The 26,175-nt window shown below is 33.7% G+C and carries 19 protein-coding genes, 1 tRNA gene, 3 rRNA genes and 1 other annotated feature; of the genes, 3 read left to right on the top strand and 20 right to left on the bottom strand.

What is annotated here, in order from left to right:
- Positions 1-129: 129 nt before the first annotated feature.
- Positions 130-1,443: an aspartate kinase gene (locus CA_RS01565; RefSeq protein ID WP_010963601.1), complete on the top strand. Its 1,314-nt coding sequence runs from the start codon at positions 130-132 to the stop codon at positions 1,441-1,443.
- Between the two features lie 82 nt (positions 1,444-1,525).
- Here the strand turns inward: CA_RS01565 and CA_RS01560 are convergent, their stop codons facing one another.
- Entirely contained in the window at positions 1,526-2,644 is a 1,119-nt protein-coding gene (locus tag CA_RS01560; RefSeq protein ID WP_010963600.1) for an HD-GYP domain-containing protein, read from the bottom strand.
- A 141-nt stretch (positions 2,645-2,785) separates the two neighbouring features.
- Between CA_RS01560 and CA_RS01555 the strand changes: the two genes are divergently transcribed.
- Positions 2,786-3,043: a hypothetical protein gene (locus tag CA_RS01555; protein WP_010963599.1), complete on the top strand. Its 258-nt coding sequence runs from the start codon at positions 2,786-2,788 to the stop codon at positions 3,041-3,043.
- A 92-nt stretch (positions 3,044-3,135) separates the two neighbouring features.
- Here CA_RS01555 and CA_RS01550 read toward each other — a convergent pair.
- The 9 genes from CA_RS01550 to CA_RS01505 all read right to left on the bottom strand — a co-directional run bounded on the left by CA_RS01550 (position 3,136) and on the right by CA_RS01505 (position 15,636).
- Positions 3,136-3,208 (bottom strand) — tRNA-Lys (locus CA_RS01550).
- Positions 3,209-3,213: 5 nt separating this feature from the next.
- A 5S ribosomal RNA gene (rrf, locus tag CA_RS01545) occupies positions 3,214-3,330 on the bottom strand.
- Positions 3,331-3,403: 73 nt separating this feature from the next.
- Positions 3,404-6,309: ribosomal RNA gene (locus tag CA_RS01540) — 23S ribosomal RNA — on the bottom strand.
- A gap of 180 nt (positions 6,310-6,489) precedes the next feature.
- Positions 6,490-7,995, bottom strand: a 16S ribosomal RNA gene (locus CA_RS01535).
- Together the 16S, 23S and 5S rRNA genes with 1 tRNA gene alongside form the textbook arrangement of a ribosomal RNA operon.
- A 566-nt stretch (positions 7,996-8,561) precedes the next feature.
- On the bottom strand, positions 8,562-9,029 hold the full coding sequence (locus CA_RS01525; protein WP_010963598.1) for a hypothetical protein: 468 nt from the start codon (positions 9,027-9,029) through the stop codon (positions 8,562-8,564).
- A 152-nt stretch (positions 9,030-9,181) separates the two neighbouring features.
- On the bottom strand, positions 9,182-10,579 hold the full coding sequence (locus tag CA_RS01520; protein ID WP_010963597.1) for an aspartate ammonia-lyase: 1,398 nt from the start codon (positions 10,577-10,579) through the stop codon (positions 9,182-9,184).
- Between the two features lie 514 nt (positions 10,580-11,093).
- Complete coding sequence (gene leuA, locus CA_RS01515; protein ID WP_010963596.1) at positions 11,094-12,770, bottom strand: 2-isopropylmalate synthase; 1,677 nt, start codon at positions 12,768-12,770, stop codon at positions 11,094-11,096.
- Positions 12,771-12,834: 64 nt separating this feature from the next.
- Positions 12,835-13,081: a binding site (T-box leader), on the bottom strand.
- 133 nt (positions 13,082-13,214) lie between these two features.
- Positions 13,215-15,077 (bottom strand): APC family permease, encoded by a 1,863-nt coding sequence (locus CA_RS01510; protein ID WP_010963595.1) that lies wholly within the window; start codon positions 15,075-15,077, stop codon positions 13,215-13,217.
- 142 nt (positions 15,078-15,219) lie between these two features.
- Positions 15,220-15,636: an acyl-CoA thioesterase gene (locus CA_RS01505; protein WP_010963594.1), complete on the bottom strand. Its 417-nt coding sequence runs from the start codon at positions 15,634-15,636 to the stop codon at positions 15,220-15,222.
- 256 nt (positions 15,637-15,892) lie between these two features.
- Here CA_RS01505 and CA_RS01500 point away from each other — a divergent pair, with 256 nt between their 5' ends.
- Positions 15,893-16,630, top strand: coding sequence for a hypothetical protein (locus tag CA_RS01500; RefSeq protein WP_010963593.1), 738 nt, complete (start codon positions 15,893-15,895; stop codon positions 16,628-16,630).
- 60 nt (positions 16,631-16,690) lie between these two features.
- Here CA_RS01500 and CA_RS01495 read toward each other — a convergent pair whose 3' ends face one another.
- The 10 genes from CA_RS01495 to CA_RS01450 all read right to left on the bottom strand — a co-directional run bounded on the left by CA_RS01495 (position 16,691) and on the right by CA_RS01450 (position 26,161).
- Entirely contained in the window at positions 16,691-18,337 is a 1,647-nt protein-coding gene (locus CA_RS01495; RefSeq protein ID WP_014518823.1) for a putative ABC transporter permease subunit, read from the bottom strand.
- Entirely contained in the window at positions 18,324-19,058 is a 735-nt protein-coding gene (locus CA_RS01490; protein WP_014518822.1) for an ABC transporter ATP-binding protein, read from the bottom strand. Before CA_RS01490 ends, CA_RS01495 begins: the two co-directional genes overlap by 14 nt.
- Before the next feature lie 112 nt (positions 19,059-19,170).
- Positions 19,171-20,112 carry an L-lactate dehydrogenase gene (locus CA_RS01485; RefSeq protein WP_010963590.1) on the bottom strand — a complete coding sequence of 314 codons (942 nt, stop codon included), beginning with the start codon at positions 20,110-20,112 and terminating at the stop codon, positions 19,171-19,173.
- A gap of 181 nt (positions 20,113-20,293) precedes the next feature.
- Positions 20,294-20,998: an ABC transporter ATP-binding protein gene (locus CA_RS01480; RefSeq protein WP_010963589.1), complete on the bottom strand. Its 705-nt coding sequence runs from the start codon at positions 20,996-20,998 to the stop codon at positions 20,294-20,296.
- A 2-nt stretch (positions 20,999-21,000) separates the two neighbouring features.
- Positions 21,001-21,366: a GntR family transcriptional regulator gene (locus CA_RS01475; protein ID WP_010963588.1), complete on the bottom strand. Its 366-nt coding sequence runs from the start codon at positions 21,364-21,366 to the stop codon at positions 21,001-21,003.
- A 47-nt stretch (positions 21,367-21,413) separates the two neighbouring features.
- Complete coding sequence (locus CA_RS01470; RefSeq protein WP_010963587.1) at positions 21,414-22,166, bottom strand: ABC transporter permease; 753 nt, start codon at positions 22,164-22,166, stop codon at positions 21,414-21,416.
- 564 nt (positions 22,167-22,730) lie between these two features.
- Positions 22,731-23,474, bottom strand: coding sequence for an HAD-IB family hydrolase (locus CA_RS01465; protein WP_010963586.1), 744 nt, complete (start codon positions 23,472-23,474; stop codon positions 22,731-22,733).
- Between the two features lie 250 nt (positions 23,475-23,724).
- Positions 23,725-24,237 (bottom strand): TspO/MBR family protein, encoded by a 513-nt coding sequence (locus CA_RS01460; protein WP_010963585.1) that lies wholly within the window; start codon positions 24,235-24,237, stop codon positions 23,725-23,727.
- 75 nt (positions 24,238-24,312) lie between these two features.
- The gene (locus CA_RS01455; protein WP_010963584.1) at positions 24,313-25,110 is read right to left on the bottom strand and encodes a homocitrate synthase; all 798 of its coding nucleotides are present in this window, start codon (positions 25,108-25,110) and stop codon (positions 24,313-24,315) included.
- The gene (locus tag CA_RS01450) at positions 25,091-26,161 is read right to left on the bottom strand and encodes a LeuA family protein (RefSeq protein WP_010963583.1); all 1,071 of its coding nucleotides are present in this window, start codon (positions 26,159-26,161) and stop codon (positions 25,091-25,093) included. Before CA_RS01450 ends, CA_RS01455 begins: the two co-directional genes overlap by 20 nt.
- Positions 26,162-26,175: the final 14 nt, after the last annotated feature.

Genomic DNA, 26,175 nt, shown 5'->3' with positions numbered 1-26,175 from the left:
CAGCATTTTTTTTACGCTTATAACATAGTTTCTTTAACATGTACATAATGTTGAACTCATTATGTAATATAGTATATAATAAAAATGATTTACTAAAATCTTTAATAATAAATAATAAGGGTGGTTAACATGAAAATCGTAGTAACAAAGTTTGGGGGCAGTTCTCTTGCCGATTCTAATCAATTTAAGAAAGTAAAAGGAATAATAGATTCAGATGCAAATCGTAAATACATAATTCCTTCTGCTCCAGGAAAGAGAACTAACAAAGACTACAAGATAACAGATTTACTTTATTTATGTAATGCTCATGTTAAAAATGGTATACCTTTTGATGACGTATTTAAACTAATTTCACAAAGGTATACAGAAATAGTGAGCGAACTTAACATAGATATGGATATAGCATATTATCTTGAAAAGGTTAAAAAAAATATTGAAAATGGGGCTTCAAGTGATTATGCTGCTAGTAGAGGAGAGTATCTTAATGGAGTGATTCTGGCTAAATATTTGAATGCCGAATTCATTGATGCAGCAGAAGTAATATTCTTCGATAAATCCGGTTGCTTTGATGAGAAGAAGAGCTATGAAAAAATAAAAGAAAAAGTTCTATCCTGTAATAAAGCTGTTATACCTGGATTTTACGGTTCCTCTTTTAATGGCGATGTTAAAACTTTTTCAAGAGGTGGCTCCGATGTTACAGGTTCTATAATTTCTGCAGGTGTAAATGCCGATTTATATGAAAATTGGACTGATGTCTCTGGTTTTTTAATGGCTGATCCTAGAATAGTAGAAAATCCAAAAACCATATCTAAAATATCTTACAAAGAACTTAGAGAATTATCCTATATGGGTGCTACTGTGCTTCACGAGGAAGCAATTTTTCCTGTGAAAGATTCAGGTATTCCAATAAATATAAAGAATACAAACAAGCCTTCTGATCCTGGAACACTCATATTAAGTGATACACATAAAGAAATTAATTTAGGTACGATAACAGGTATTGCCGGTAAAAAGAACTTTACTGTAATAGCAATAGAAAAAGCTCTTTTGAATAGTGAAGTAGGCTTTTGTAGAAAAATACTTTCAATACTTGAAATGTACGGAGTATCCTTTGAACATATGCCTTCTGGCGTTGACTCAGTTTCACTTGTAATAGAAGATTGCAAGTTAGATGGTAAATGCGATAAAATAATAGAAGAAATCAAAAAGCAGTGCAATCCAGATTCAATAGAAATTCATCCTAATATGGCCTTAGTAGCTACGGTAGGAACTGGAATGGCTAAAACAAAGGGGATAGCTAATAAAATATTTACTGCTCTTTCAAAAGAAAATGTAAATATAAGAATGATTGATCAAGGTTCAAGCGAAATAAATGTAATAGTTGGAGTAGAAACAGTTGACTTTGAAAAAGCTGTTAAATCCATATACAATGCATTTAATTAGATACATTTTTACCTTATAAGTATAAAAAACTGCCTTAAGTTGTTATAACCAAGGCAGTTTTCACCATATACAAATAATTAATCTAACTTCTATTTTTCTCTGGTACATTTTCTTCAATAGCCATTATAACCAAAGAATTTTGTTCAAGTAAATTTATAACTTCATCTACTCTGCTATCATCTTCACTATAAATTATCTTTATTTCTGGTCTTAAAGGAAAATCTTCATGTATTTTTGTTACTACACCTATTTCATTATTACTTAGTCTTACAATTGACCCTTCAGGATAAGGAATAACAGACTTAGAAAATGCCTGTACTACTTTATAATCGAATTTACTTCCACTGTTAGCCATAATATACTCTAGTGCTTCATTTGGCGCAATTGCTCTTCTATAAACCCTATCAGATGTCATTGCATCATATACATCAGCTACAGCTACAATCCTTGAAAGGATACTAATTCTCTCTCCTGATCTTCCTTCTGGATAACCTTGACCTCCTGCTCTTTCATGGTGCTGAAGAGAAATTATCCTTGCAGGTACAGATATCTCATAGAGACCTTTAAGATAATCATATCCTCTCACAGTATGTTCTTTCATTATTTTAAATTCTTCCTCAGTTAATTCGCCTTTTTTATTTAAAATCTCACTTGGAATAAACATTTTACCCACATCATGTAGAAGTGCTCCTATACACAAATCAAATAATTCGTATTTGTGAAACTTAAGTTTAATTCCTATAATAAGCGAAATTACAGCTACATTTACAGAATGCTGATAAGTATAATCATCAAAACTTTTTATATCTACTAATCCTATCATAACATTCTTTTGAGATAAAATTTCCTCAATTATTTCCGTTGCTATGTAATATATTGATTTAAAATCTTGTTCACTTTCCTTATAAAGATTTCTCCCTGTATAGTTTTCTTTATTATTATACTTATTGAGTCTATAAAATGTATTTCTTACCATCTTTATTGCAGTTCTTCTTATCTCAGGTTTTATAACATCTTCAATTATAGCCTCACTATATTCATCCTCTATATATATAGTATATATATTAATACTTTTTATCTTATCTATTATAGCTTGGGTTAAAACACTTCCTCTTGTCAAAAGTACTCTTCCCTCACCATCATATAGTGTTTTGCCTAAAATACTTCCCTCTTTTACATTTTCAATTTGCTTCAACCTCATATCTCAACACACCTCATAGTTTTTATATGTACTTATATTATAACTCGTTATAATCACTATAGTAAAGTTAATAATTTTATATTTAAATTTTTGTGTCACTCTGCTTTAAAACACATATTATGTTACTAGGAGGCGATAGTGATGAGCAAATGTAAACACATGAATAACATGAGAAGAGTCCTAAGAAGATATAAAAGAAGAAGAGTAAATATAACTTTACAGCAATGTGGCTGCAAAGAATTGAAACACGTAAAAATTAAAAAAGTATGCAGAGATGTAGTTTTAGTAAAAAAACATCATGACAAATGCATATATATAAAAATATGCTGCATCTGTACTGTAGATCCTGTATGCGATTGTGATTGCGAACATGATCACTTTGATGAAGATTGTTGCTAAAAACGCAACTAAACTTAACAACTAACTATAACTAATTATAAACTTATGTTAAAAAAAGAACACTTGCTTTAGCAAGTGTTCTAATTATATAGTGGCTTATCGGGGAGTCGAACCCCGGACACCATGATTAAAAGTCATGTGCTCTACCAACTGAGCTAATAAACCAAGTTACCCGGCAATGACCTACTCTCCCACAGGGCTGCCCCTGCAGTACCATCGGCGCTTTGGTTCTTAACCTTCGTGTTCGGTATGGGAACGGGTGTTACAACCAAGCTATGGTCACCGGATTAATTTATTTAGTTTTTGAAAGCATTTGTACTTTCAAAATTGCATAGTAATCTTAATATATTTACCTTTATATTGGTCAAGCCCTCGACCTATTAGTATCAGTCAGCTTAAAATGTTACCATTCTTACACCTCTGACCTATCACCTGTTGTTCTTACAGGGGTCTTACTAACTTATGTTATGGGAAATCTAATCTTGAGGTGGGCTTCACGCTTAGATGCCTTCAGCGTTTATCCCTTCCCGACATAGCTACCCAGCCGTGCCTTTGGTAAGACAACTGGTACACCAGAGGTCAGTCCATCCCGGTCCTCTCGTACTAAGGACAGCTCCTCTCAAATTTCCTTCGCCCGCGACGGATAGGGACCGAACTGTCTCACGACGTTCTGAACCCAGCTCGCGTGCCGCTTTAATGGGCGAACAGCCCAACCCTTGGGACCTACTTCAGCCCCAGGATGCGACGAGCCGACATCGAGGTGCCAAACCTCCCCGTCGATGTGGACTCTTGGGGGAGATCAGCCTGTTATCCCCGAGGTAGCTTTTATCCGTTGAGCGATGACCCTCCCACGAGGTGTCACCGGATCACTAAGCCCGACTTTCGTCTCTGCTCCACTTGTTTGTGTCGCAGTCAGGCTCCCTTCTGCCTTTGCACTCTACGCGCGGTTTCCAACCGCGCTGAGGGAACCTTTGGGCGCCTCCGTTACTTTTTAGGAGGCGACCGCCCCAGTCAAACTGCCCTCCTAGCTATGTCCCGTGACCAGTTTCATGGCCTCCGGTTAGAACCCCAGTACTGTCAGGGTGGTATCCCAAAGACGACTCCACAATCCCTGACGGAACTGCTTCCAAGTCTCCCACCTATTCTGTACAGACAATACCGAGATTCAATGCTAAGATACAGTAAAGCTCTACGGGGTCTTTCCGTCCAATCGCGGGTAGCAAGCATCTTCACTTGCACTACAATTTCGCCGGATTTGCTGTTGAGACAGTGCCCAAATCATTACGCCATTCGTGCGGGTCGGAACTTACCCGACAAGGAATTTCGCTACCTTAGGACCGTTATAGTTACGGCCGCCGTTTACTGGGGCTTAAGTTCATGCCTTCGCTTGCGCTAAGCATTCCCCTTAACCTTCCAGCACCGGGCAGGCGTCAGCTCCTATACTTCAGCTTTCGCTTTAGCAGAAACCTGTGTTTTTGATAAACAGTTGCTTGGGCCTATTCTCTGCGACCTACTCTCGTAGGCACCCCTTCTCCCGAAGTTACGGGGTCAATTTGCCGAGTTCCTTAACAGCAATTCTTCCGATGGTCTTAGGATTCTCTCCTCACCTACCTGTGTCGGTTTGCGGTACGGGCACAGAGCTCCTGGATAGAGACTTTTCTTGGCAGCATGAAATCAGATATTTCGGTAGTAAACTACCTCACCATTACACCCCAGACTTAACGAAAGACGGATTTTCCTATCTTTCATCCTCAGTGCTTAGACGTACTTCCAATAACGTACGCATATCCTATCCTCCTGCGTCATCCCATTTCTCATAACGTTACTCTGCGGTATCGGAATATCAACCGATTGTCCATCACCTACGCCTTTCGGCCTCGGCTTAGGTCCCGACTTACCCTGGGCGGACGAACCTTCCCCAGGAAACCTTAGGTTTTCGACCACTAAGATTCTCACTTAGTTCTCGCTACTTATGCCAGCATACTCTCTCCTGTACAGTCCACCGCTCCTTTCGGTACGACTTCAGCCCATACAGGATGCTCCTCTACCACTTGTACGAAGTACAAGTTCACAGCTTCGGTGTTAGATTTTAGCCCCGGACATTTTCGGCGCAGGATCTCTTGACTAGTGAGCTATTACGCACTCTTTTAATGTATGGCTGCTTCTGAGCCAACATCCTAGTTGTCTTAGAAATCCCACATCCTTTACCACTTAATCTATACTTTGGGACCTTAGCTGGTGATCTGGGCTGTTTCCCTTTTGACTACGGATCTTATCATTCGCAGTCTGACTACCATGATTCAAGTATCCAGCATTCGGAGTTTGATAAAGTTCGGTAACTGTTGTCAGCCCCTACCTCATTCAGTGCTCTACCTCCGGTACTCATTCATGGCGCTAGCCCTAAAGCTATTTCGAGGAGAACCAGCTATATCCGAGTTCGATTGGAATTTCTCCCCTATCCACAGCTCATCCCATGGTTTTTCAACACCATTGTGGTTCGGGCCTCCACGGAATTTTACTTCCGCTTCACCCTGGCCATGGATAGGTCACCCGGTTTCGGGTCTACAGCATGCAACTATACGCCCTATTCAGACTTGGTTTCCCTTCGGCTGCGCACCTTAAGTGCTTAACCTTGCTGCATACCGTAACTCGCTGGCTCGTTCTACAAAAAGCACATCATCACACATTAACGTGTTTTGATCGGTTGTGGACACACGGTTTCAGGTTCTATTTCACTCCCCTCCTGGGGTTCTTTTCACCTTTCCCTCACGGTACTTCTTCACTATCGGTCACTAGGTAGTATTTAGCCTTGGGAGGTGGTCCTCCCAGCTTCCCACAAGGTTTCACGTGTCTCGTGGTACTCTGGTACAGATCGGGCTTTTTTCTCTTTTTACCTACAGGACTATTACCTTCTATGGTTTAACTTTCCAGAAATCTTCGGTTAAGATATAAAGCCTTAATGATCTGACCGCAACCCCGGAAACAAGTTTCCGGTTTGGGCTCTTTCCGTTTCGCTCGCCGCTACTAAGGAAATCGATTTTTCTTTCTCTTCCTCCAGGTACTTAGATGTTTCAGTTCCCCGGGTTTACCTCTATATACCTATGAATTCAGTATACAGTTCATGGGGTTACCCATGAGAGTTTCCTCATTCGGAAATCTTCGGTTCACAGGCTATTTGCGCCTACCCGAAGCTTATCGCAGCTTATCACGTCCTTCATCGGCTCCTAGTGCCAAGGCATTCACCATGCGCCCTTTGTAGCTTGACCTTAAGTAAATATATTTAAATTCAAACAACAAAGAATTAACTTTGCCTTGCTTTAGAGTATTACTCTATATTGATTACTATGCAATTTTCAAAGTACAAATTTAGAGAGAATTAAACTCTCAAAATTAAACAGAGAACAAAGAACCTTCATGGAAATTACATTTCCATGTCGACTCCTTAGAAAGGAGGTGATCCAGCCGCAGGTTCTCCTACGGCTACCTTGTTACGACTTCACCCCAATTATCAACCCCACCTTCGACCGCTGGTTCCAAAAGGTTACCTCACGGGCTTCGGGTGTTGCCGACTCTCATGGTGTGACGGGCGGTGTGTACAAGACCCGGGAACGTATTCACCGCGACATTCTGATTCGCGATTACTAGCAACTCCGGCTTCATGTAGGCGAGTTTCAGCCTACAATCCGAACTGGGATGGGGTTTTGAGTTTTGCTCCACCTTGCGGTATTGCATCTTTTTGTCCCCACCATTGTAGCACGTGTGTAGCCCTAGACATAAGGGGCATGATGATTTGACGTCATCCCCACCTTCCTCCCGGTTAACCCGGGCAGTCTCACTAGAGTGCTCAACTAAATGTTAGCAACTAATGATAAGGGTTGCGCTCGTTGCGGGACTTAACCCAACATCTCACGACACGAGCTGACGACAACCATGCACCACCTGTCATCCTGTCCCCGAAGGGACTTCATCCATTACGGACTAATTCAGGAGATGTCAAGTCTAGGTAAGGTTCTTCGCGTTGCTTCGAATTAAACCACATGCTCCGCTGCTTGTGCGGGTCCCCGTCAATTCCTTTGAGTTTTAATCTTGCGACCGTACTTCCCAGGCGGAATACTTATTGTGTTAACTGCGGCACAGAAGGAGTCGATACCTCCTACACCTAGTATTCATCGTTTACGGCGTGGACTACCAGGGTATCTAATCCTGTTTGCTCCCCACGCTTTCATGCCTCAGCGTCAGTTACAGTCCAGAAGGCCGCCTTCGCCACTGGTATTCTTCCTAATCTCTACGCATTTCACCGCTACACTAGGAATTCTGCCTTCCTCTCCTGCACTCCAGACATCCAGTTTGAAATGCAGCCCCCAAGTTAAGCCCGGGGATTTCACATCTCACTTAAATATCCGCCTACACATCCTTTACGCCCAGTAAATCCGGACAACGCTTGCCACCTACGTATTACCGCGGCTGCTGGCACGTAGTTAGCCGTGGCTTCCTCCTATGGTACCGTCATTATCGTCCCATAAGACAGAGTTTTACGATCCGAAGACCTTCATCACTCACGCGGCGTTGCTGCATCAGGGTTTCCCCCATTGTGCAATATTCCCCACTGCTGCCTCCCGTAGGAGTCTGGACCGTGTCTCAGTTCCAATGTGGCCGATCACCCTCTCAGGTCGGCTACGCATCGAAGCCTTGGTGAGCCGTTACCTCACCAACAAGCTAATGCGCCGCGGGTCCATCTCATAGCGAATAAATCCTTTGGCTCAAGAATCATGCGATTCTCGAGTATTATGCGGTATTAATCTTCCTTTCGAAAGGCTATTCCCCACTATGAGGTAGGTTACCCACGTGTTACTCACCCGTCCGCCGCTGGGAACCGAAGTTCCCCGCTCGACTTGCATGTGTTAAGCACGCCGCCAGCGTTCGTCCTGAGCCAGGATCAAACTCTCAATTTAAAAGTTTGATTAGATACATCCAAATCTCTATAGACTATGATGGTCAATTTTGTGTAATACTTCATCAATAAAGTTCACTATAGATTACTATTAGTTCTCTTCATTTCTTCGTCTTACCCAAAACCCCCTCATCATTATCAATATGAGGTTCCTCTGAATCCTTTATACAGATGCTAATCTGTATTCCTTTAGCTCATCGCTAAATTTATTTAAATAGAATATAATTCTATTCAAAAGAATTGCTGGTTCTTTAATTCTCTGTTTAATTTTCAAAGTTCAATTGTTCGCTGCACTAGACAGCTTATACATATTATCATTTTCAACAAGCTTTGTCAACATCTTTTAAAAAACTTTTTTTTATTTTTAAAAGCGACAAACTTGAGACAACGAATACTATCATACCATATTTATTAAGAATGTCAATAGTTTTATATATAAATATCTTTTCATTTTTATAAGTTATCATTAATATTATCAATATAGATAGTCACCAATGTTATACTAAATCTAAAAGTTATCTATTAAGAAAATAAAGAATCATGTGCTTAAAACAAACATATGATTCTTTATTTTAGTGTTTTTTCAATTGTTGAAATGTGATTAGCCTTATTATCTATAATGTCAGATAATATTTCATAGGTTTTTGTATGTGTATCACTGGTATTTTTCACAAACCTTCCTTGTACATCAACAAGCAGAGAATACACATCCTTTTCTAAATCAAGAGAAAACTTCAAATAGTCCTTAACATTATTAATATGGTGTTCATAAGTTTTTTTGTTAAATTGATCTATTAAAAATGACATTTTATCATACACAATAAAGTCAATCTCTTCAAATTCAACGCTGCCCACTTCTTCTTTTAATGTTTTATAATACTGAATTGTTCTATCTGCTTCCTTTACCAAAACAGCCGACATTACTCTTATAGCCTGACTATCGTGTTTTTCTTCTTCTATCTTTTCATATTCGCTTTTCCTTCTGATAACAATACCTATCGCCTTATCAATTATATCTATAATACTGTATCCCATTTTGTTATCACCTCAAACTGTCATGCACTTTAATATCGATATTAAAACTAGTATTTGTTATATATCATATATTAAACCCGCATTTACATATAATTAATAGTGCCGACAAAACCGACACTATTAATTATATGCTTATCTTAAGTTTTTATCTACTATTTTCCTACAATCCCTGGTTTAGTCATTTTTAGTGGATTAATAATACTATTAAGTTCCTTTTCCTTGAGAACGCCTTCTCTTAAAACTACTTTTTTTATTGACTCTCCACTTTTTATAGCCATCTTCGCTATCTTTGCTGATTCTGCATAACCTATATAAGGACAGAGTGCTGTAACTATTCCAACACTATTATTTACGTATTCACTACATATCTCTTCATTTGCAGTAATATCTAGAATACAATTTTTAATAAATGTATCTACACCATTTGTTAAAGTTTGGATAGATTCAAATATATTATAAAATATAACTGGCTCAAAAGCATTTAGTTCTAGCTGCCCTGCCTCAACAGCCATAGAAATAGCTACATCATTTCCTGCAATATTAAAGGCTATTTGATTTATAACTTCAGGTATTACAGGATTAACTTTTCCAGGCATTATTGATGATCCATTTTGCTTTGCAGGAAGATTGATCTCCCCTAACCCCGTCCTTGGTCCAGAAGACATAAGCCTTAAGTCATTGGCTATTTTAGATAGATTTAAAGCACAGGTTTTTATTGTTGCGGATAAACTAGCAAAGCTATCCAAATTCTGTGTACCATCGATTAAATCGTCAGCTTTTTTTAAATTTAATCCAGAAACAAAAGAAAGCCTTGGAACTATTCTATCCACATATCTGCTATCTGCATTAATACCTGTCCCAACCGCAGTTCCACCTATATTTACAACTTTCAGCTCATCTTGAGCTTTTTGAATCCTAGCGATATCTCTTTTTACAACCGCACTGTAAGCACTAAATTCTTGTCCCAACGTTATAGGTACAGCATCTTGAAGCTGTGTTCTACCCATTTTAATTACATCTTTGAATTGTTCTGCTTTCTCACTAAAGGCATTGCTTAATTCTTTGAGTTTGTCTAAATTCTTGATCACAAGTCTTAATGCAGTTATCTTTCCTGCTGTTGGTATAACATCATTAGTTGATTGTCCCATATTGACATGATCGTTTGGATGTACAATTCTATAATTTCCTTTTTCATATCCTAAAATTTCTATAGCTCTATTTGCAATAACCTCATTGGCATTCATATTTATAGATGTTCCTGCTCCACCTTGAATAGGGTCTATTATAAAGTCTTCATTAAACTTCCCAGCTATCACCTCATCACAGGCTTTAATTATGGCTTTTCCTATGTTAACCTCTAGCTCTCCAATTTCTAAATTAGTAATTGCAGCTGCTTTTTTTATTTGAACAACACTCTTTATAAACTCTTCATTTAACCTAAGTCCTGTTATTTTAAAATTATCCGCACCTCTCAATGTTTGAACTCCATAGTATACCTCCTTAGGAACCTTCTTATCACCTATGGAATCACTCTCAATCCTAAAATCCATAATAAATAATACCTCCTTAGTTATATAGAAAACACATACTCACTTATAGAATTCTACCCACCAAAATAGAAAATTAAATTATTAATGCAGTTCAGTCGTATCTAACATTTATTTCCATACAAACGTAACTTTTTTAATAATAATAAAAAATGGATAGGTTTATTTTACCTGTTTTAAATTTTTCATACCATTATATTATCATGTTATCAATTTCTTTTCCATATGTAATTTGTACAAACTACTAATCAAATTTGGTACAATAGCTACAATATGAATTAATATCTAGATATAAAATCATTTTATCCTTTTGAAATGCTATAAACGCCCTTATGCTTTTCACAAATTCCCTCAAATTTGTATTAACTATACATATATTTATTCATATTACAGTAAATTGCGAATTTTTATGATTAATTGTAACTCCTTGGTTAAGAAACAGATGTACTTGTAAAAGCATCTTTTACTAAAAAAGCAATAACCATTTATGGCTATCACTTTTTAATATAATACAATATTATTTTAATTTACTTCTATTCAAAGCACTTACAATGGCATTAATAGATGCCGTATCTATATTATCGGATATTCCGACTCCAAAATATTTCTTATCTTGACTTTCAATTTGAACATATGCAACAGCTTTTGAATGAGACCCAATATTTAACGCATGCTCATCATATGATATAAATTTACAACCATTATACTTTTTATTATTCATTGCATTAAAGAAAGCATCCACAGGTCCATTTCCTACCCCTTCTATACTTGTATCCTTACCATTTACCGATATTACAGCTTCGATATCTACAGTATTTTTCTCTTCCTCTATATTTTGTATTGAATGTATCTTGTAATTTTTCAAGTAGTATGGGCTTCTGTTTTCTAAATACTCTTCCTTAAAAAACTTGAAAATTTGCTCTGGTGAAAGCTCACAATCAAGCTCATCAGATTTTTTCTTTATTACCTTTCCAAACTCAGGGTGCATTGCCTTTGGAAGTATAAAGCCAAAATCACTTTCCATTATATACGCTGTCCCACCTTTTCCTGATTGACTATTTATACGTATAATTTCTTCGTATTCTCTTCCCAAATCGTGGGGATCTACTGCAAGATATGGAACCTCCCAATGTTTGTTTTTACCTTCCTTTAATGACTTTAATCCCTTACGTATAGCATCTTGATGGGAACCTGAGAAAGCCGTAAACACAAGCTTACCTGCATATGGGTGGCGTTCATGCACAACCATCTTAGTACATTCTTCATAGGCTTCAACTATATCATTTAAATTAGAAAATTCAAGTTCAGGATCTACACCTTGTGAATACATATTCAATGCCATATTCATTATATCGAGGTTGCCAGTCCTTTCTCCATTTCCAAAAAGTGTTCCTTCCACTCTATCCGCTCCTGCAAGAATCCCAAGTTCACTGGAAGCAGTACAAGTTCCCCTATCGTTATGCGTATGCAGGCTAAGTATCACGGACTCCCTATTTAATAATTTTTTACAAAACCATTCAATTTGATCTGCATATATATTAGGGGTTGCCATTTCTACAGTTGAAGGTAAATTTATAATAGCTTTATTCTCTTTACTGGGTTTCCACACATTAAGTACAGCTTCACACACCTCAAGAGCATAATCAAGTTCGGTTCCAGTAAAGCTTTCGGGCGAATATTCAAAAACAAATTTACTTTCACTATATTCAGTATATTCGCTATATTTTTTTACCATTTGTGCACCTTTTATGGCAAGACTTTTAACTTCATCCTTATCTTTTTTGAACACAACTCTTCTTTGAAGCTCAGATGTTGAATTATACACATGGACAATAGCTGTTTTAACTCCCTTTAATGCCTCAAATGTTTTTTTAACTAAATGTTCTCTAGCTTGTGTTAAAACTTGTATAGTAACATCTTCAGGGATTAATTTATCTTCTATAAGCTTTCTTGTGAATTCGTATTCTGTTTCTGAAGCAGAAGGAAATCCAATCTCTATCTCCTTAAAACCTATATCTACAAGCATTTTAAACATCTTTATTTTTTCATCTACATTCATAGGTTTTGGTAATGCTTGATTTCCATCTCTTAAATCAACACTGCACCATATAGGTGCCTTTTCTATTTGCTTATCAGGCCATTCACGATTGTCCAATTTTACTTTAGGATATTTGACATATTTATTATACAACATATAAAAAACACTCCTTTAAATGTTTATTTTCTTAATAAATAAAAAACCTCGTCTCCATCAATACGAAAGAGACGAGGTTTACTCGCGGTACCACTCTATTTAACTTAACTTAAAGTTCACTTTTTCAATAGCACTCCACTATAAATGGTTCGTACTATCTATCCATATAACGGTGGAATTCCGTTCTACCCTACAGTAACTTCAGGCGACTGCTCACAGATGAGTTCAAAATCTAAAAACTATCGGTTCCCAGCAATCCCGACTCTCTGGAAGTTTATTTGATTCTTAATATTTCTGTTCATAGCAATATATCTAATTTAATTGTCTATATAGTACTACATTTTATTAAAAAAGTAAACATATAGTGCAGATTATTGTTAAATCAATCGTTTTGTTATTGTATGATTAACAATTTAGAATTAAATCCGCTTTTTTTTGTATATTTTATTCTTCGTTATCATCCTTTGGACTTAAGTGGAATGGATAAGTTGAAACCACTATATTGTCATATCTTAAAAGTGCCTCTCTCAATAAAAAGCTAGTATGATTGTGAAGTATTTGTCCTGATTTATCTCTTGTTATAAATTGAGGTAAAACCACTGTTATTTTTTCATCTGGTACTGCTGCTTTTGATATTACTCCTATATACTCTATAAGTGGTGTAACTATAGCTCTATAAGGTGAATACTTTGAAACAAGTAAAATATCTGTATTAAGCTCCTCCCACTTATGTTTAAGTTTATCCATATACTCTTTATTAGGTGATACGTTAAGTGCTATTACATCACTCGTTAAACTTCTTGCATATTTTAAAGCACCTAAGGTAGCTTTATTTAAACTTGCTATTGGAACTATTATTAGGTGGTTATAAGTTTGTCCAATTCCACAGTTCTTAACATATTCCTCATCAGCCCTCAAGCCTCTAGCAACATAGTTATAATGCTTTTTAATATGAAGAAATCCAAGTACTATTATAGGAACAAGTATTATAATGACCCACGCTCCTGATAGGAACTTCTCATAAACAATTACACCTGTTGTTAAGAGTGTAATTGCTGCTCCAAAACCGTTTATAAGCTTTCTTGTATTTTTACCTTTTTCATTTGTCTTATTCCAGTGAATAACCATTCCTGTTTGGGCTAATGTAAAGGATAAAAAAACGCCTACAGAATAAAGTGGTATTAAAAGATGCGTATCTGCCTTAAATATAATGACTAATATACCTGCTATTATAGAAAGAAATACTATTCCATTAGAGAAGCTTAATCTTTTACCTCTTGTAGCAAAGCTTCTAGGAGCATATCCATCTCTTGCTATTACAGACATAAGCATAGGAAATCCTGTAAATGAAGTATTACATGCCATTATAAGTATGATAGCTGTGGTAAATTGCACTACATAGAACATAAATGTTTTACCTGAGAAAACACCATAAGCTATTTGTGCTAAAACAGTCACATTATCATTAGGTATAGCACCATAAAATCTTGCTAAAAGTGAAGAGCCACCAAATATAACAAATATACATAAAGTAAGAAGAACCATTACTATTGTAGCATTCTTTTGACCTGGTTCCTTAAAATTAGGTACAGAGTTACTTACAGCTTCAAGTCCTGTTAATGCAGAACAACCTGAAGAAAACGCCTTCAGAATTAAAAATATACTTACATCTCCCATTGGCTTAAGAGTCTGATGTATCATATGCATGCTAGGTGCACCATATATAATATATTTTGCGATTCCAAAAATAATCATAAATATCATACTAAAAATAAACAAATATGTAGGTATACTAAACATTTTGGCCGATTCACTTACTCCTCGTAAATTGAGAATCGTTAAAATAATAATAAGTACCACAGCTAGTAATACGCTGTGTGGTACTAGACTTGGGAACGCAGATGTTATAGCTGCGACTCCTGAACTAGCACTAACCGCAACAGTTAAAATATAGTCTAATAAAAGTGAAGCTCCTGCAACAAGTCCGGGTTTTACTCCCAAATTTTCCTTAGCAACTATATAAGCTCCACCACCCTGTGGATATGCCTTTATAATTTGCACGTATGAAACTGTGAGTATAAGGAGTAGTCCTATAATCATTAAAGAAGCCTTGCCTAACCATGCGTAAGACGCAGCTCCTATTATAGGCACAAGCACTAATAGAATTTCTTGTGATGCATACGCAACAGAAGAAATGGCGTCACTTGCCATTACCGCAAGGCCAAAAGGAACATTATATTTTTCGCTTGAACTTTGCTCATTTGCTAAAGGTCTACATATGAGCAGGTCAAAAAACTTATTAACCAATTTCTTAATCCTCCTTAGTATTGTTATACTAATTGATATTCTTAAAGTAATTTTATGTATACATAAGATTTATTATAATATATTTACAGATAATATCAATCCACAAATAAAAATTTCTTATTAACATTAGAGGTTTTTTTTACTATTTAATTTTCTGAAGTTTCTCCCACACTTCAGGATAACTTTTCATTAGCTTTATTATTTTAAAATTTTGAGCATCAACAAATACTTGTGTTGTCTGTCCTTCTGCTAAAAGTTTCCCATCAGATTCTCTTAAAACTCTGTAATTAATTTCTACTTTTATTGGACTAAGCTTCCCTAAGGTTGTCTCTACTAATATGTAATCCCCATATTTTGCTCCCTCATGATATTTACACTTTGTTTCAACAAGAGGCATCATTATTCCTATGTCTTCCATATCACTATACTTTATCCCTGCTCCTTCTATTAAATCCTCTCTTGCAGCTTCAAAATAGACATAGTAATTTGCATGATACACTATTCCCATTTTATCAGTCTCAGCATATCTTACTTTAATTCTTGTAATAGCTTTATTCATAATAATTCTTTCCCTTCATATTCTATATGAGTAATTTAGTACATAACATTATATCACAATTACCTTTGTAAGCATTTAATAAATATATTATATAAACAGCTCTTTTCACATTTTATTAACATTATTTTTACATTATGCTTGCGTCTTTTGGATATAATAATTTAAATGTTGTATTCAACTAATGGCGTCTATTAAAGCCTAATTGTAATATTTACCCAATTATGATATCATATTTAAGTATAAGGTGGTGGTAATAATGATTAGTATTATACCCGATAACCAGATAAAAAAAATAAATTTATATTGGCAAAATATATTTGATTACAAACCTAGCGATAAAGATACTGAATCGCAAACCATTCCAGATAACTCACTTAAAAACTCTGGAAAAATATCAATATATCATATAAATGATAAGTCCTTTATAAAAATAGATCCATGCATTTTGAGTAAAATAAGCGATTTCGTAAATAGTCACTCCCCGTATAAAACTCTATACTCTAAAGATTTCGAGGATTATTTTAAAAATAATATAAGAAGGTATGAAAACGCTTATTTTTGTTACCTTACTGAACCTAGCTATGTTTCTGATGTTTTAAATAGCGAATATTCTGTACGAAAGCTCTTACCTTCTGATACGAAAGTACTCGAGAACTTTAAAAAATCTCATTCAGAAATAGAACATAAAACAACCTTAATTATAGAAAATTATCCAATACTTTTGGGATGTTTCTATAAAGACAGCCTTGTGTCTGTTGCTTCCTTAGATTATTTTAAAAATGATATTGCTAATTTGAATATAATAACACATCCTTCATTTAGAGATAACACTATTATTTCTAAAACACTTATAGCTGAATTATGTCAGTTTTGTCTTAAGGAGGGTAAAATACTTCAATATAATTTTCTAGACAAGGATGAGCGTGCAAAAAAACTAGCACAATCAATGGGCTTTAATTTATATGTCTTTAAGGAAAACTTAGTATTAAAATAAAAACTTATACATATGCCGCGATTATAAAACCGCGGTATACATATAAGTAATCCTCAATAGCTAACTCTCATATCTATCTAATTTCTTTTCTCCACTGATACATACTACCTTGTATGTAACATAGTCTAAAGCTAAAAGCACTAGAGACAATATTCCAAAGAATATATTAACATTCACATTTATAAATATACATATTACTATAATTATTGCAGCAGGTAATATTGACACAAGAAAATTTATAAATGAATTTATATTTGATTTAACCGCCTTTTGCTCTGTATCCCATTCTAATTTAGGCATACTCAAATCTATATACATACCTATAATTGATGTAAAAACAATCCCAAGTATTCCTGTTATAATCATGTATGCAAAAACATATACTGGAATTTTCACTACAAAAAACGCTGCTATATCTATAAGTATTATCGATATTGCTCCAACAAATATTCCTGAAAATATTTTAGCTGCAATTTGTTTTGAGTATTTAATTGGTATATACTTCATTACAAAAAAGTTACTGCCTTCTCTTGAAATGGATGTAGACGTAACTGAATTCATTGTACCCATAATAAGTCCAAATACTACAGAGGCTGTTACTAAAATCCTAAATCCTTGAGGGCCATTTATATAACTTAAAGCTGAGCTTAGCCCCTTCTTATCTGATGTATTAAATAACATTGGAATTAATATAACAACAGGAAATATGAAACTTGACATCACGCAGTTTACAAAATACGCTGGAGTTCTAAATAAAATCTTAAGTTCCTTCATAGTATAAGAAAATAAAATTGACTTTTTCTGAGTTTCTTTATTCATCTTCTTAGAATCTATTTTCTTTCTCTTAGAAGAAGATTCAGAAAGTCCCTGAACACCTTTAAAATACAAATTCTTAGCTAAGTATATTATAGCTACAAAACTACATGCATTTATCAAAATAAATAATGCTGTATACAAAAGATTTGAATTTACTAATGCTTTACTTGCTATACTTCCAAGTGGGAAAACATTTAACATAGTAGAGTTAACCCTTTTTACGTTTTTAACAAGCTCCGCGCTACTTGATCCACCCATCATTCTTGTTAATATATTTATACCCAATCCAAAACCTACTGCTAAAATTCCTCCTAGGGTTTTAAATAAATCCTTTTTCTTTGACTTGTTTATAAGTGGCATAATAAATATACTTATCAAAAGGGCAGCTGCTAATGGAAGTATAGGTTCAAATAGCATGAATAGAATGCTTAGTATATAAAATATAACTCCCATTCCCGATGCTATACCATATACCAATGTACATGGGAGTAAAATTACAACTGTAATAAAATACTCTTGTATAAGTGATACTGTAAACTTACTTGCAACAATTGTCTCCGGTTTCAAGGGCATTGGTATAAGAAAATTTATGTCATTTGAAAAATAAAACACTCCCATTGTGGAGAATATTCCAAAGAAGAAAATAATTGCAGTTATAGCAGAGTAATTCATTTGAAGCAGCACATACTCCATATGAACGATCTTTAAGCCCATATATGCAGCAAGATCAATTGAACCTGCAATCGCACCAAAAATAAGGATTAAAATAAACTTTAATACTAGATTTGCAACGGTACTTTTCGAAAATATACCTTTTTTCTTTCTTCCGCTTCCATAAGAACCACCAAGGAGAAGATACTTAGTTAAAATTAAAAATTTATTTTTCTCCATCTTCAACCAACTCCAAAAACATTCTTTCAAGAGAACTTCCTTCCTCTTGAAGCTTTTGTTTCATTTCATTCATTGTCCCACAAAATACGATTTTTCCTTTACTAACTATTCCAATTCTATCACAAAGTTTTTCAGCAACTTCAAGCACATGAGTTGAAAAAAACACTGTTTTTCCGCTATCAGCATGTTTTCTCATCATTTCTTTTAAATTATAAGAAGCCTTTGGATCTAAGCCAGTCATAGGTTCATCTAGTATCCAAACATCTGGATCATGTATAAGTGCCCCCATAACAACAATCTTTTGTCTCATACCATGAGAGTAACTTTGAATTTTATCATCTAAAGCACTTTCCATATCAAAATACTTACTTAAACTTTCAATTCTTTCTTTTCTATCTGATGTTGTTACGTCATATATATCTGCCATAAAATTTAAATATTCAATACCTTTTAATCTTAAAAACATATCTGGACTATCTGGAACATACCCTATTTTTCTTTTAGCCTCAATTGGATTTTCTTTAATATTCAATCCATCGACTTTTATTTCTCCAGAATCAGCTTTTATAATACCTGTTATCATCTTTATTGTAGTGCTTTTTCCAGCACCATTTGGCCCTAAAAATCCAAAAATCTCACCTGAATTTATCGTAAAGTTTAAATTATCAACAGCCTTATTCTTCCCATTATAGCTCTTATTCACATTAAGCAATTCAATCACAATAACACCCCCAATTTCTTTGTTATATATATAATATAACAAAGCTAATTAAATTTCAACAATAAAATAAAAAAAGACCTAGCCTCCACCCTTGGAGTTTAGGTCTTTTACCTTAAAATATACTATCTAGTGATTCCTTTAATGTTTTTGCGGAATCTGTAAGATTATTTTTCTCTTCATCATTTAAAGGAACCTCTATAATATCCTTCACTCCGTTAATTCCAACTATAGAAGGAACCCCCATATACACGTCTTTTATTCCATATTGACCTTCAAGAAGAGAAGATACTGTCAAAATTGAATTTTCATCTCTTAATATAGCTTCTACTATTCTTTTTACAGCTAGTGCAACAGCGTAATAAGTTGCACCCTTTTTCTCTATAACATGATACGCCGCATTTTTTACATCGTCATATATTTTATATTTTAATGATCCATCACATTTTTTGCAGGAAGCTTCACAATATTCATTTACATCCATCCCTGCTATATTTGTTAAACTCCATGTAGCTATTTCTGAATCTCCGTGTTCTCCCATAATGTAAGTGTGTATATTTCTAACATCAATTTCAAAATGTTCACTTAACATGTATCTAAATCTTGATGTATCAAGAACTGTACCCGAACCTATTACTCTAGACTTTGGAAAACCTGAAAGTTTATAGGTAATATAAGTTAATATGTCTACTGGATTAGAAACTACTAATAAAATTGCGTTTGGATTATATTTTACAACTTCAGGAACTATAGACTTAAATATATTGTAGTTCTTATTTATCAATTCAAGTCTTGTCTCACCTGGTTTCTGTGCTGCTCCCGCTGTTATTATAACTATGTCTGAACCTTCTGTATCTTTATAATCTCCAGATTTCACAACTACAGGTTTAACAAAAGCTGCACCATGAGATAAGTCCATTGCTTCCCCTTCTGCCTTATCTTTATTTACATCTACTATAACTATCTCAGATGCAAGTCCACCGTTCATTAGCGCAAATACTGTAGAAGAACCAACAAATCCTGCTCCGATTACTGAAATTTTAGTATTCTTTTTCATATATTATCCCCTCCAATTACTAGTATAGTATTAGTTCAATTACCTTGTCTTATGCAACATTGTATTTAAAATATAAAACTTTGTTAATTTATTAACTAACAATATTATATATCATTTGATAATCTTTATCAATATTTGTTTAAAAAAATCTGCATTTTATATTATGCAGATTTAATGTTATTTAGAAATCTTTAAAAATTTCTCTATAGAGCCCATCTATTGAAGTTCCTTTTTCATTTCTTAATTCATCAGCATTTCCGCTTAATACATTCTTGCCTTCTGATATAAATGCTACATCATCAAATAATCTCTCCACATCACTTACCAAATGAGTAGTTATAATCATAGAACTGTCTTCTGAAAAATTATCTATTATTGTGTCGAGTATCTTCTCTCTAGTTGTTGGGTCTACTCCACCAAGAGGTTCATCTAATATATAAAGTTTAGCTTTTCTCGATAATACTAATGTTAATTGAAGCTTCTCCGCCATTCCTTTAGAAAGGGCTGTAACCTTAGAATCCTTGTCTAGTTTCATAAAATCCAAAAGTTCCATAGCCTTTTTGTAATCAAAATCATCATAAAAATCCTTAAAAAACTCTAAAGCATCTTTAATTTTCATCCATTTATATAAATACCCTATGTCCGGTAAATAAGATACTATAGATCTTGTATAAATTGATGGTTCTTGTCCATCTATTAAAATTTCCCCCGAGCTCTTTTTAAGAATACCTGATAATATTTTTAAAAACGTACTCTTACCGCTTCCATTAGGCCCAAGTAGTCCTAATACCTTTCCAGTTTTAAGTTCCAAATTAAAATTATCAAGTGCCTTTTTATTTAAATACTTTTTATTTAAGTTATTTACCTTTAATAAATATTCTTCCATCTCTATTTTTCCTCCTCATTAAGCTTATCTTCAACGATTTTTAATATATCTTTATTACCAAAACCAAATTCTTTTATATTTTCAATAAAGTTTTCAATAACCTCACTTGCCATTTCCTTTTTCAAATTAATTATCATATCAGAGTCCTCTCTAACAAAACTTCCTGTACCTCTTTGAGTATAGGTTATATTTTCTCTCTCAAGCTCCTGATAAACCCTTTGAAGGGTGTTAGGATTCACCTTAAATTTAACTGCCATTTCCCTAACAGATGGAAGTTTATCACCTGGTTTTAAGGTTCCGTTTATTATATCTATTTTAATTTTATCCATTATTTGTATATAAATAGGTGCCTTATTATCAAATTTCATATTCACAACTTCCTCTTTCCAAATTTTAAAGCTCTAAATATTTCAATTTATAAATCCAATTTTTTATCAATTATTTTTACAGATACTATAAACAATAATACAATTAAAATAATTTCAAAAATTGAACTTACAATATAAATTGAACCACCAGTAGTCCCAACACTAACCTTAACATTTTTTGCAGTAGACGCCGCTCTTAAAACCTTTCCCATAACAATCTTCTGTGGGAATATATAATCTAAAACATTTTCAATTCTAACTAATACATAAGCATAGGCTATAAATATAACTAAAGATATCAATCCTGAAAACTTACCATTTCTTCTTAACATTCTTGCTGCTAAAATACAAAAATATACTGTAACTAAAAACGAAACATATGAAACAACTGCCAATGCACAATATTTCATAAGGTCCCAATTCAATAAACCGGCAGCATTGAAGTGCATTATTTTACTTCCAAAATACAACATAAACCCAACTCCAACTAATGAAGACAAAATCATCATAACAGTCGAACATATTAATTTTGATCCTAAAAGTGAATACCTGCTCTTAGGAAGTGTAAAAAGAAGATACTTAGTATCCTTCTTCAAATCTCTAGAAAACATAGCTATATTCATTATTAAGGTAGTAATAATTATTCCAACACTCGCACAACTAGAAATCGTAAACACAATCAATTTATCCCAAGCACCAACCCTAGTCATAAGTGCAACATTTGCCAATACCGCTATAAGTAAAACCAATAAATACTCTCTATATACTGTCTTTGTTTCATATTTTATAAAATTCAACATCATAAAACCTCCATATATTTAGTAACAACCGCGCATTGTTTTACTGTACTATGTATATAATACACTAGTAAAGAAAAAGTGTCAAGTACATGATTTCTCTAATGAACTTAAAATAAAGCAAGTACTATTATCACAATCTTCAAGTGATAATAATACTTGCTTTATTTTGTAGTTCATTTAGAAATCATGCTATCTTCTTATATTTTCCTACAAACCTTTTCTATTATCACAATCTTCAAGTGATAATAGTACTTGCTTCATTTTTTTAGTTCATTTAGAAATCATGCTATCTTCTTATATTTTCCTACAAACCTTTTCTATTATCACAATCTTCAAGTGATAATAGTACTTGCTTCATTTTTTAGTTCATTTAGAAATCATACAATCTTCCTATATTACTCTACCAACCTTATCTATTATCACAATCTTCAAGTGATAATAGTACTTGCTTCATTTTTTTAGTTCATTTAGAAATCATGCTATCTTCCACTTAAATTAATAAATAGCTTATACATACATCAACACTCGATACATGTATAAGCTATAGTAAAATTAAAACTTATATTATAGTACAAACTCACAATCACACTCTAAACATCTTGAGGATATTTTATATATCATATCTTTTCTTTCTACTATAATTCTAATTTTATTTTTTACTTCCTCATCACTTAAAATTTCTTTTACAAGTTCTTTAGTTGGATTAATGCACACTGGATTTCCTACCATCTTTAGCATTGTTAAATCTCCAGAGGTATCTCCATAGGCATAACTCTCACCGAGATCTATATTATATTTAGCCTCCAACTCATGGACAGCTCTCTCTTTGCTTTTGCTATCCCACATAGGTATTACTTCTCCTGTGTAGACATCATTCTCATCCAGCAGATATTCCGCTCCTCTATAGTCATCAAACCCATATTTCTCAGCCATATTCCTTACAAGTTCAATTGGGCTTCCTGAAATTGTTATTATCTTATGACCTCTTTCCTTGTGCCACTTTATTCTATCTCTGGTATAGGTATATACTCTTTCACCCTTTTGGTTTACTACTTGACTAGCTATAAATTCCACTTGCGATTTGCTAAGTCCATTTAGTGCATCTACGTATATTTCCGTCATTTTTAAGAGATAATCATCATAATCACCTTTTCTGTTATCCCACTTTTCAAATTCCGGTCTTACTTCTTTATACCACTTTTCTTCATCTATAATTTCGTATTTTATAAGCTTTTTAAATACTTCTGAAATAAGTCCCTCTCTGTACAACGTACCGTCTATATCGAAAAATGCCGCTTTTGCTTTCATCTTCATCCCTCCGCTCTATAATCATCCACATGAACAATAGTTTTCCTTATATTATAATTTTATTATCAGTATTTTTCAACACTTTAAAATATTTTGTAAATATATTATTCTATAGCTACTAACTCCTTAATGTTCTTATTAATTAAAACTTATTTTATGTAATTACTTAAAATACTATTTCACTATATTAAGAAAGAGATTGTTCCAAAATTATAATAACCTTGAACCAATCTCATATTTAGTTATCTTCTTATGTAGAAGAATTTCTATTTAAAAACCATATAGCAAAATTTAAAATTCCTGCAAATGAAACCCACAATATATATGGTATCATAAGAAATGCAGCCACTTTATCATGCTTATGAAATTGAAAGGTTGCACATAATATAAAGAAAAGTAAGATTAAAAGTTCAATGAAGGCTGCTCCATAGCAGTTAAATTTAAAGAATATTATGCTCCAAAGAAAATTGAAAAGAAGCTGAACTGCATACAATACTAAAGCTTTTTTCACATCCTTACTTTCTTCCTTACCTATAACCCATATTCTATACGCCGCCACTGCCATCAAAAAATATAGAATAACCCAAACTATAGGAAATATAAAACCTGGTGGTGAGAAAAATGGTTTCTTTAAATTAGAATAGTTTTTTACATTTGACATACTTAAAAAACCGCTTAAAGCTCCAACACCTTCTGCAATAACTATACTTGATATGAGTTCTTTGATATGAATTTTTCCATTGACCTTAAAAATAGTACACATATTTACTCCTTGTAAAATTATTTCTACTTAATTAGTATTTCTTAATTACCACATAAATACTATTTTTAAGACAATTTAATTTAAAATATTGAGCTTCATTATGTTTTTGATCATTTTTTCCTTCAGCTTTAAATCATCAATTCGAAGATTTGTTTTGCCTATAATATTAATAAACTTAACAAAATCACAGTTGCCTGCTCTCTCTCCTATTCCCGCAATGGTTGTATCAATATAATTCGCTCCAGCTTTAGCAGCACTTAAAGAATTTACTTCCGCCATCCCAAAATCATTGTGAGTATGAATTTCAACTTCAACGGGTACTTCCTCTATAATCCTATTTATATTGTAAAAAGTTTTTCTAGGGTATAGTATTCCAACAGTATCTGCATACCTAACTCTTCTTATACCCTCCTTGTAAGCTTCTTTGCATAACTCTACCAAAAATTCTATATCTGCTCTTGAAGCATCCTCTAATCCTATAGTTACTTCATATCCCTTGCCTAATGCATAGTAAATACATTTTTTCATATTACTTATTACTATCTCTTTACTCGTTTTTAAATTGTATTTTATTTGCATATTAGAAGCTGGAACTGATATATGAATTATATCAACTTTACAATCAATTGAATGCTGTATATCACTAATTTTCATCCTATTAAAAGATGATATTTTGCTTTTAAGTCCTAGCCTCACAATCTCTTCAATGCTTTTCTTTTCCTGCCCCCCCATAGCCGCAACTCCGGCTTCAATTTGAAAAATCCCCATATCATCGAGTAATTTAGCTATTTCAGTTTTTTCCTTAACTCCCAAAGCTATTCCAGCCTTTTGTTCTCCATCACGAAGAGTTGTATCAACTAATTTTACTTCCATGATAATCCCTGCTTTCAATACAATTATAATAAATTTCTTTAAACTCCTTATCTGAAATATTTCTATGAACCTGAATACTTTTTTCTCTTATTCTACTTAAAAACTTATCCATATTACACAACATTGTTTCAATATTTAGCTCCCTTAGCTTAATCTCCACAGCCTTTCTTCCTGAATGCTTTCCTATGAACATTTGTCTATCAGCTCCAATTATACTTGGCTCATACGGTTCGTAAGTTAATGGATTCTTTTCTATTCCATCAACATGAATTCCTGATTCATATTTAAAAATATCTTCCCCAATTATTGGTTTCATTGGCGATATAGCTTTTCTAAATAACTTTTCATATATCTTTGAAAGATCATTCAAAAGATCAAGTTTTTCTGTAACCTTAACCTTCTTCATAACCTTAAGTGCTAGAATCACCTCCTCAAAAGAAGATATTCCATACCTCTCTCCGTTAAAGGCCACTGTTATAAAATCTGCTCCATCATTTAAAGCTTCCATACTAATTGCTGTAGCCATAAAATACTTGTTACTTGCACAAAAATCTACGAGTGAACAAAATGTATTCTTTATTCTTCTTATAATCTCTCCCCATCCATTTAAATTACATCTTTCAACGTTATTTATTCTTATACAAGCTACATTAAAATTATTAAATATTTCATAACTATCAGTTCTAAAAATTTCATCAATCTCTTTGCCATCAACTTCTAAAATTATCTTTGATCTATTCATCAGATTTATAAAATAATTATCAAAATCTTTGGCCTTATCAAAATCTACAATAATATATCCAAAATTATAATCATTAATAACTGCTGCATCCTTTTGATCTTTTACCCTATATATAAGTTTTTTACTATTATATATATAATTGAAGTTATCTCTATCAACCTCAAAAAAATCAACACCAATCTTATTAAGCAGAGCTAAGAAGTTTTCCATACCTGCTCTATCTTTTTTTAGATTTAACTCACTACCCTTATCTTCAAGTAAGGTTTTATCTATTATTAATTTCTCTTTATTTTTAATTTTAATTGACATCACCTATCTCCCCT

This window comes from Clostridium acetobutylicum ATCC 824, from assembly GCF_000008765.1.
GTDB classification, from domain to species: domain Bacteria; phylum Bacillota; class Clostridia; order Clostridiales; family Clostridiaceae; genus Clostridium_S; species Clostridium_S acetobutylicum.
The sequence above is the reverse complement of the archived record's forward strand: the minus strand, read 5'-3'. Positions and strand labels throughout refer to the sequence as shown.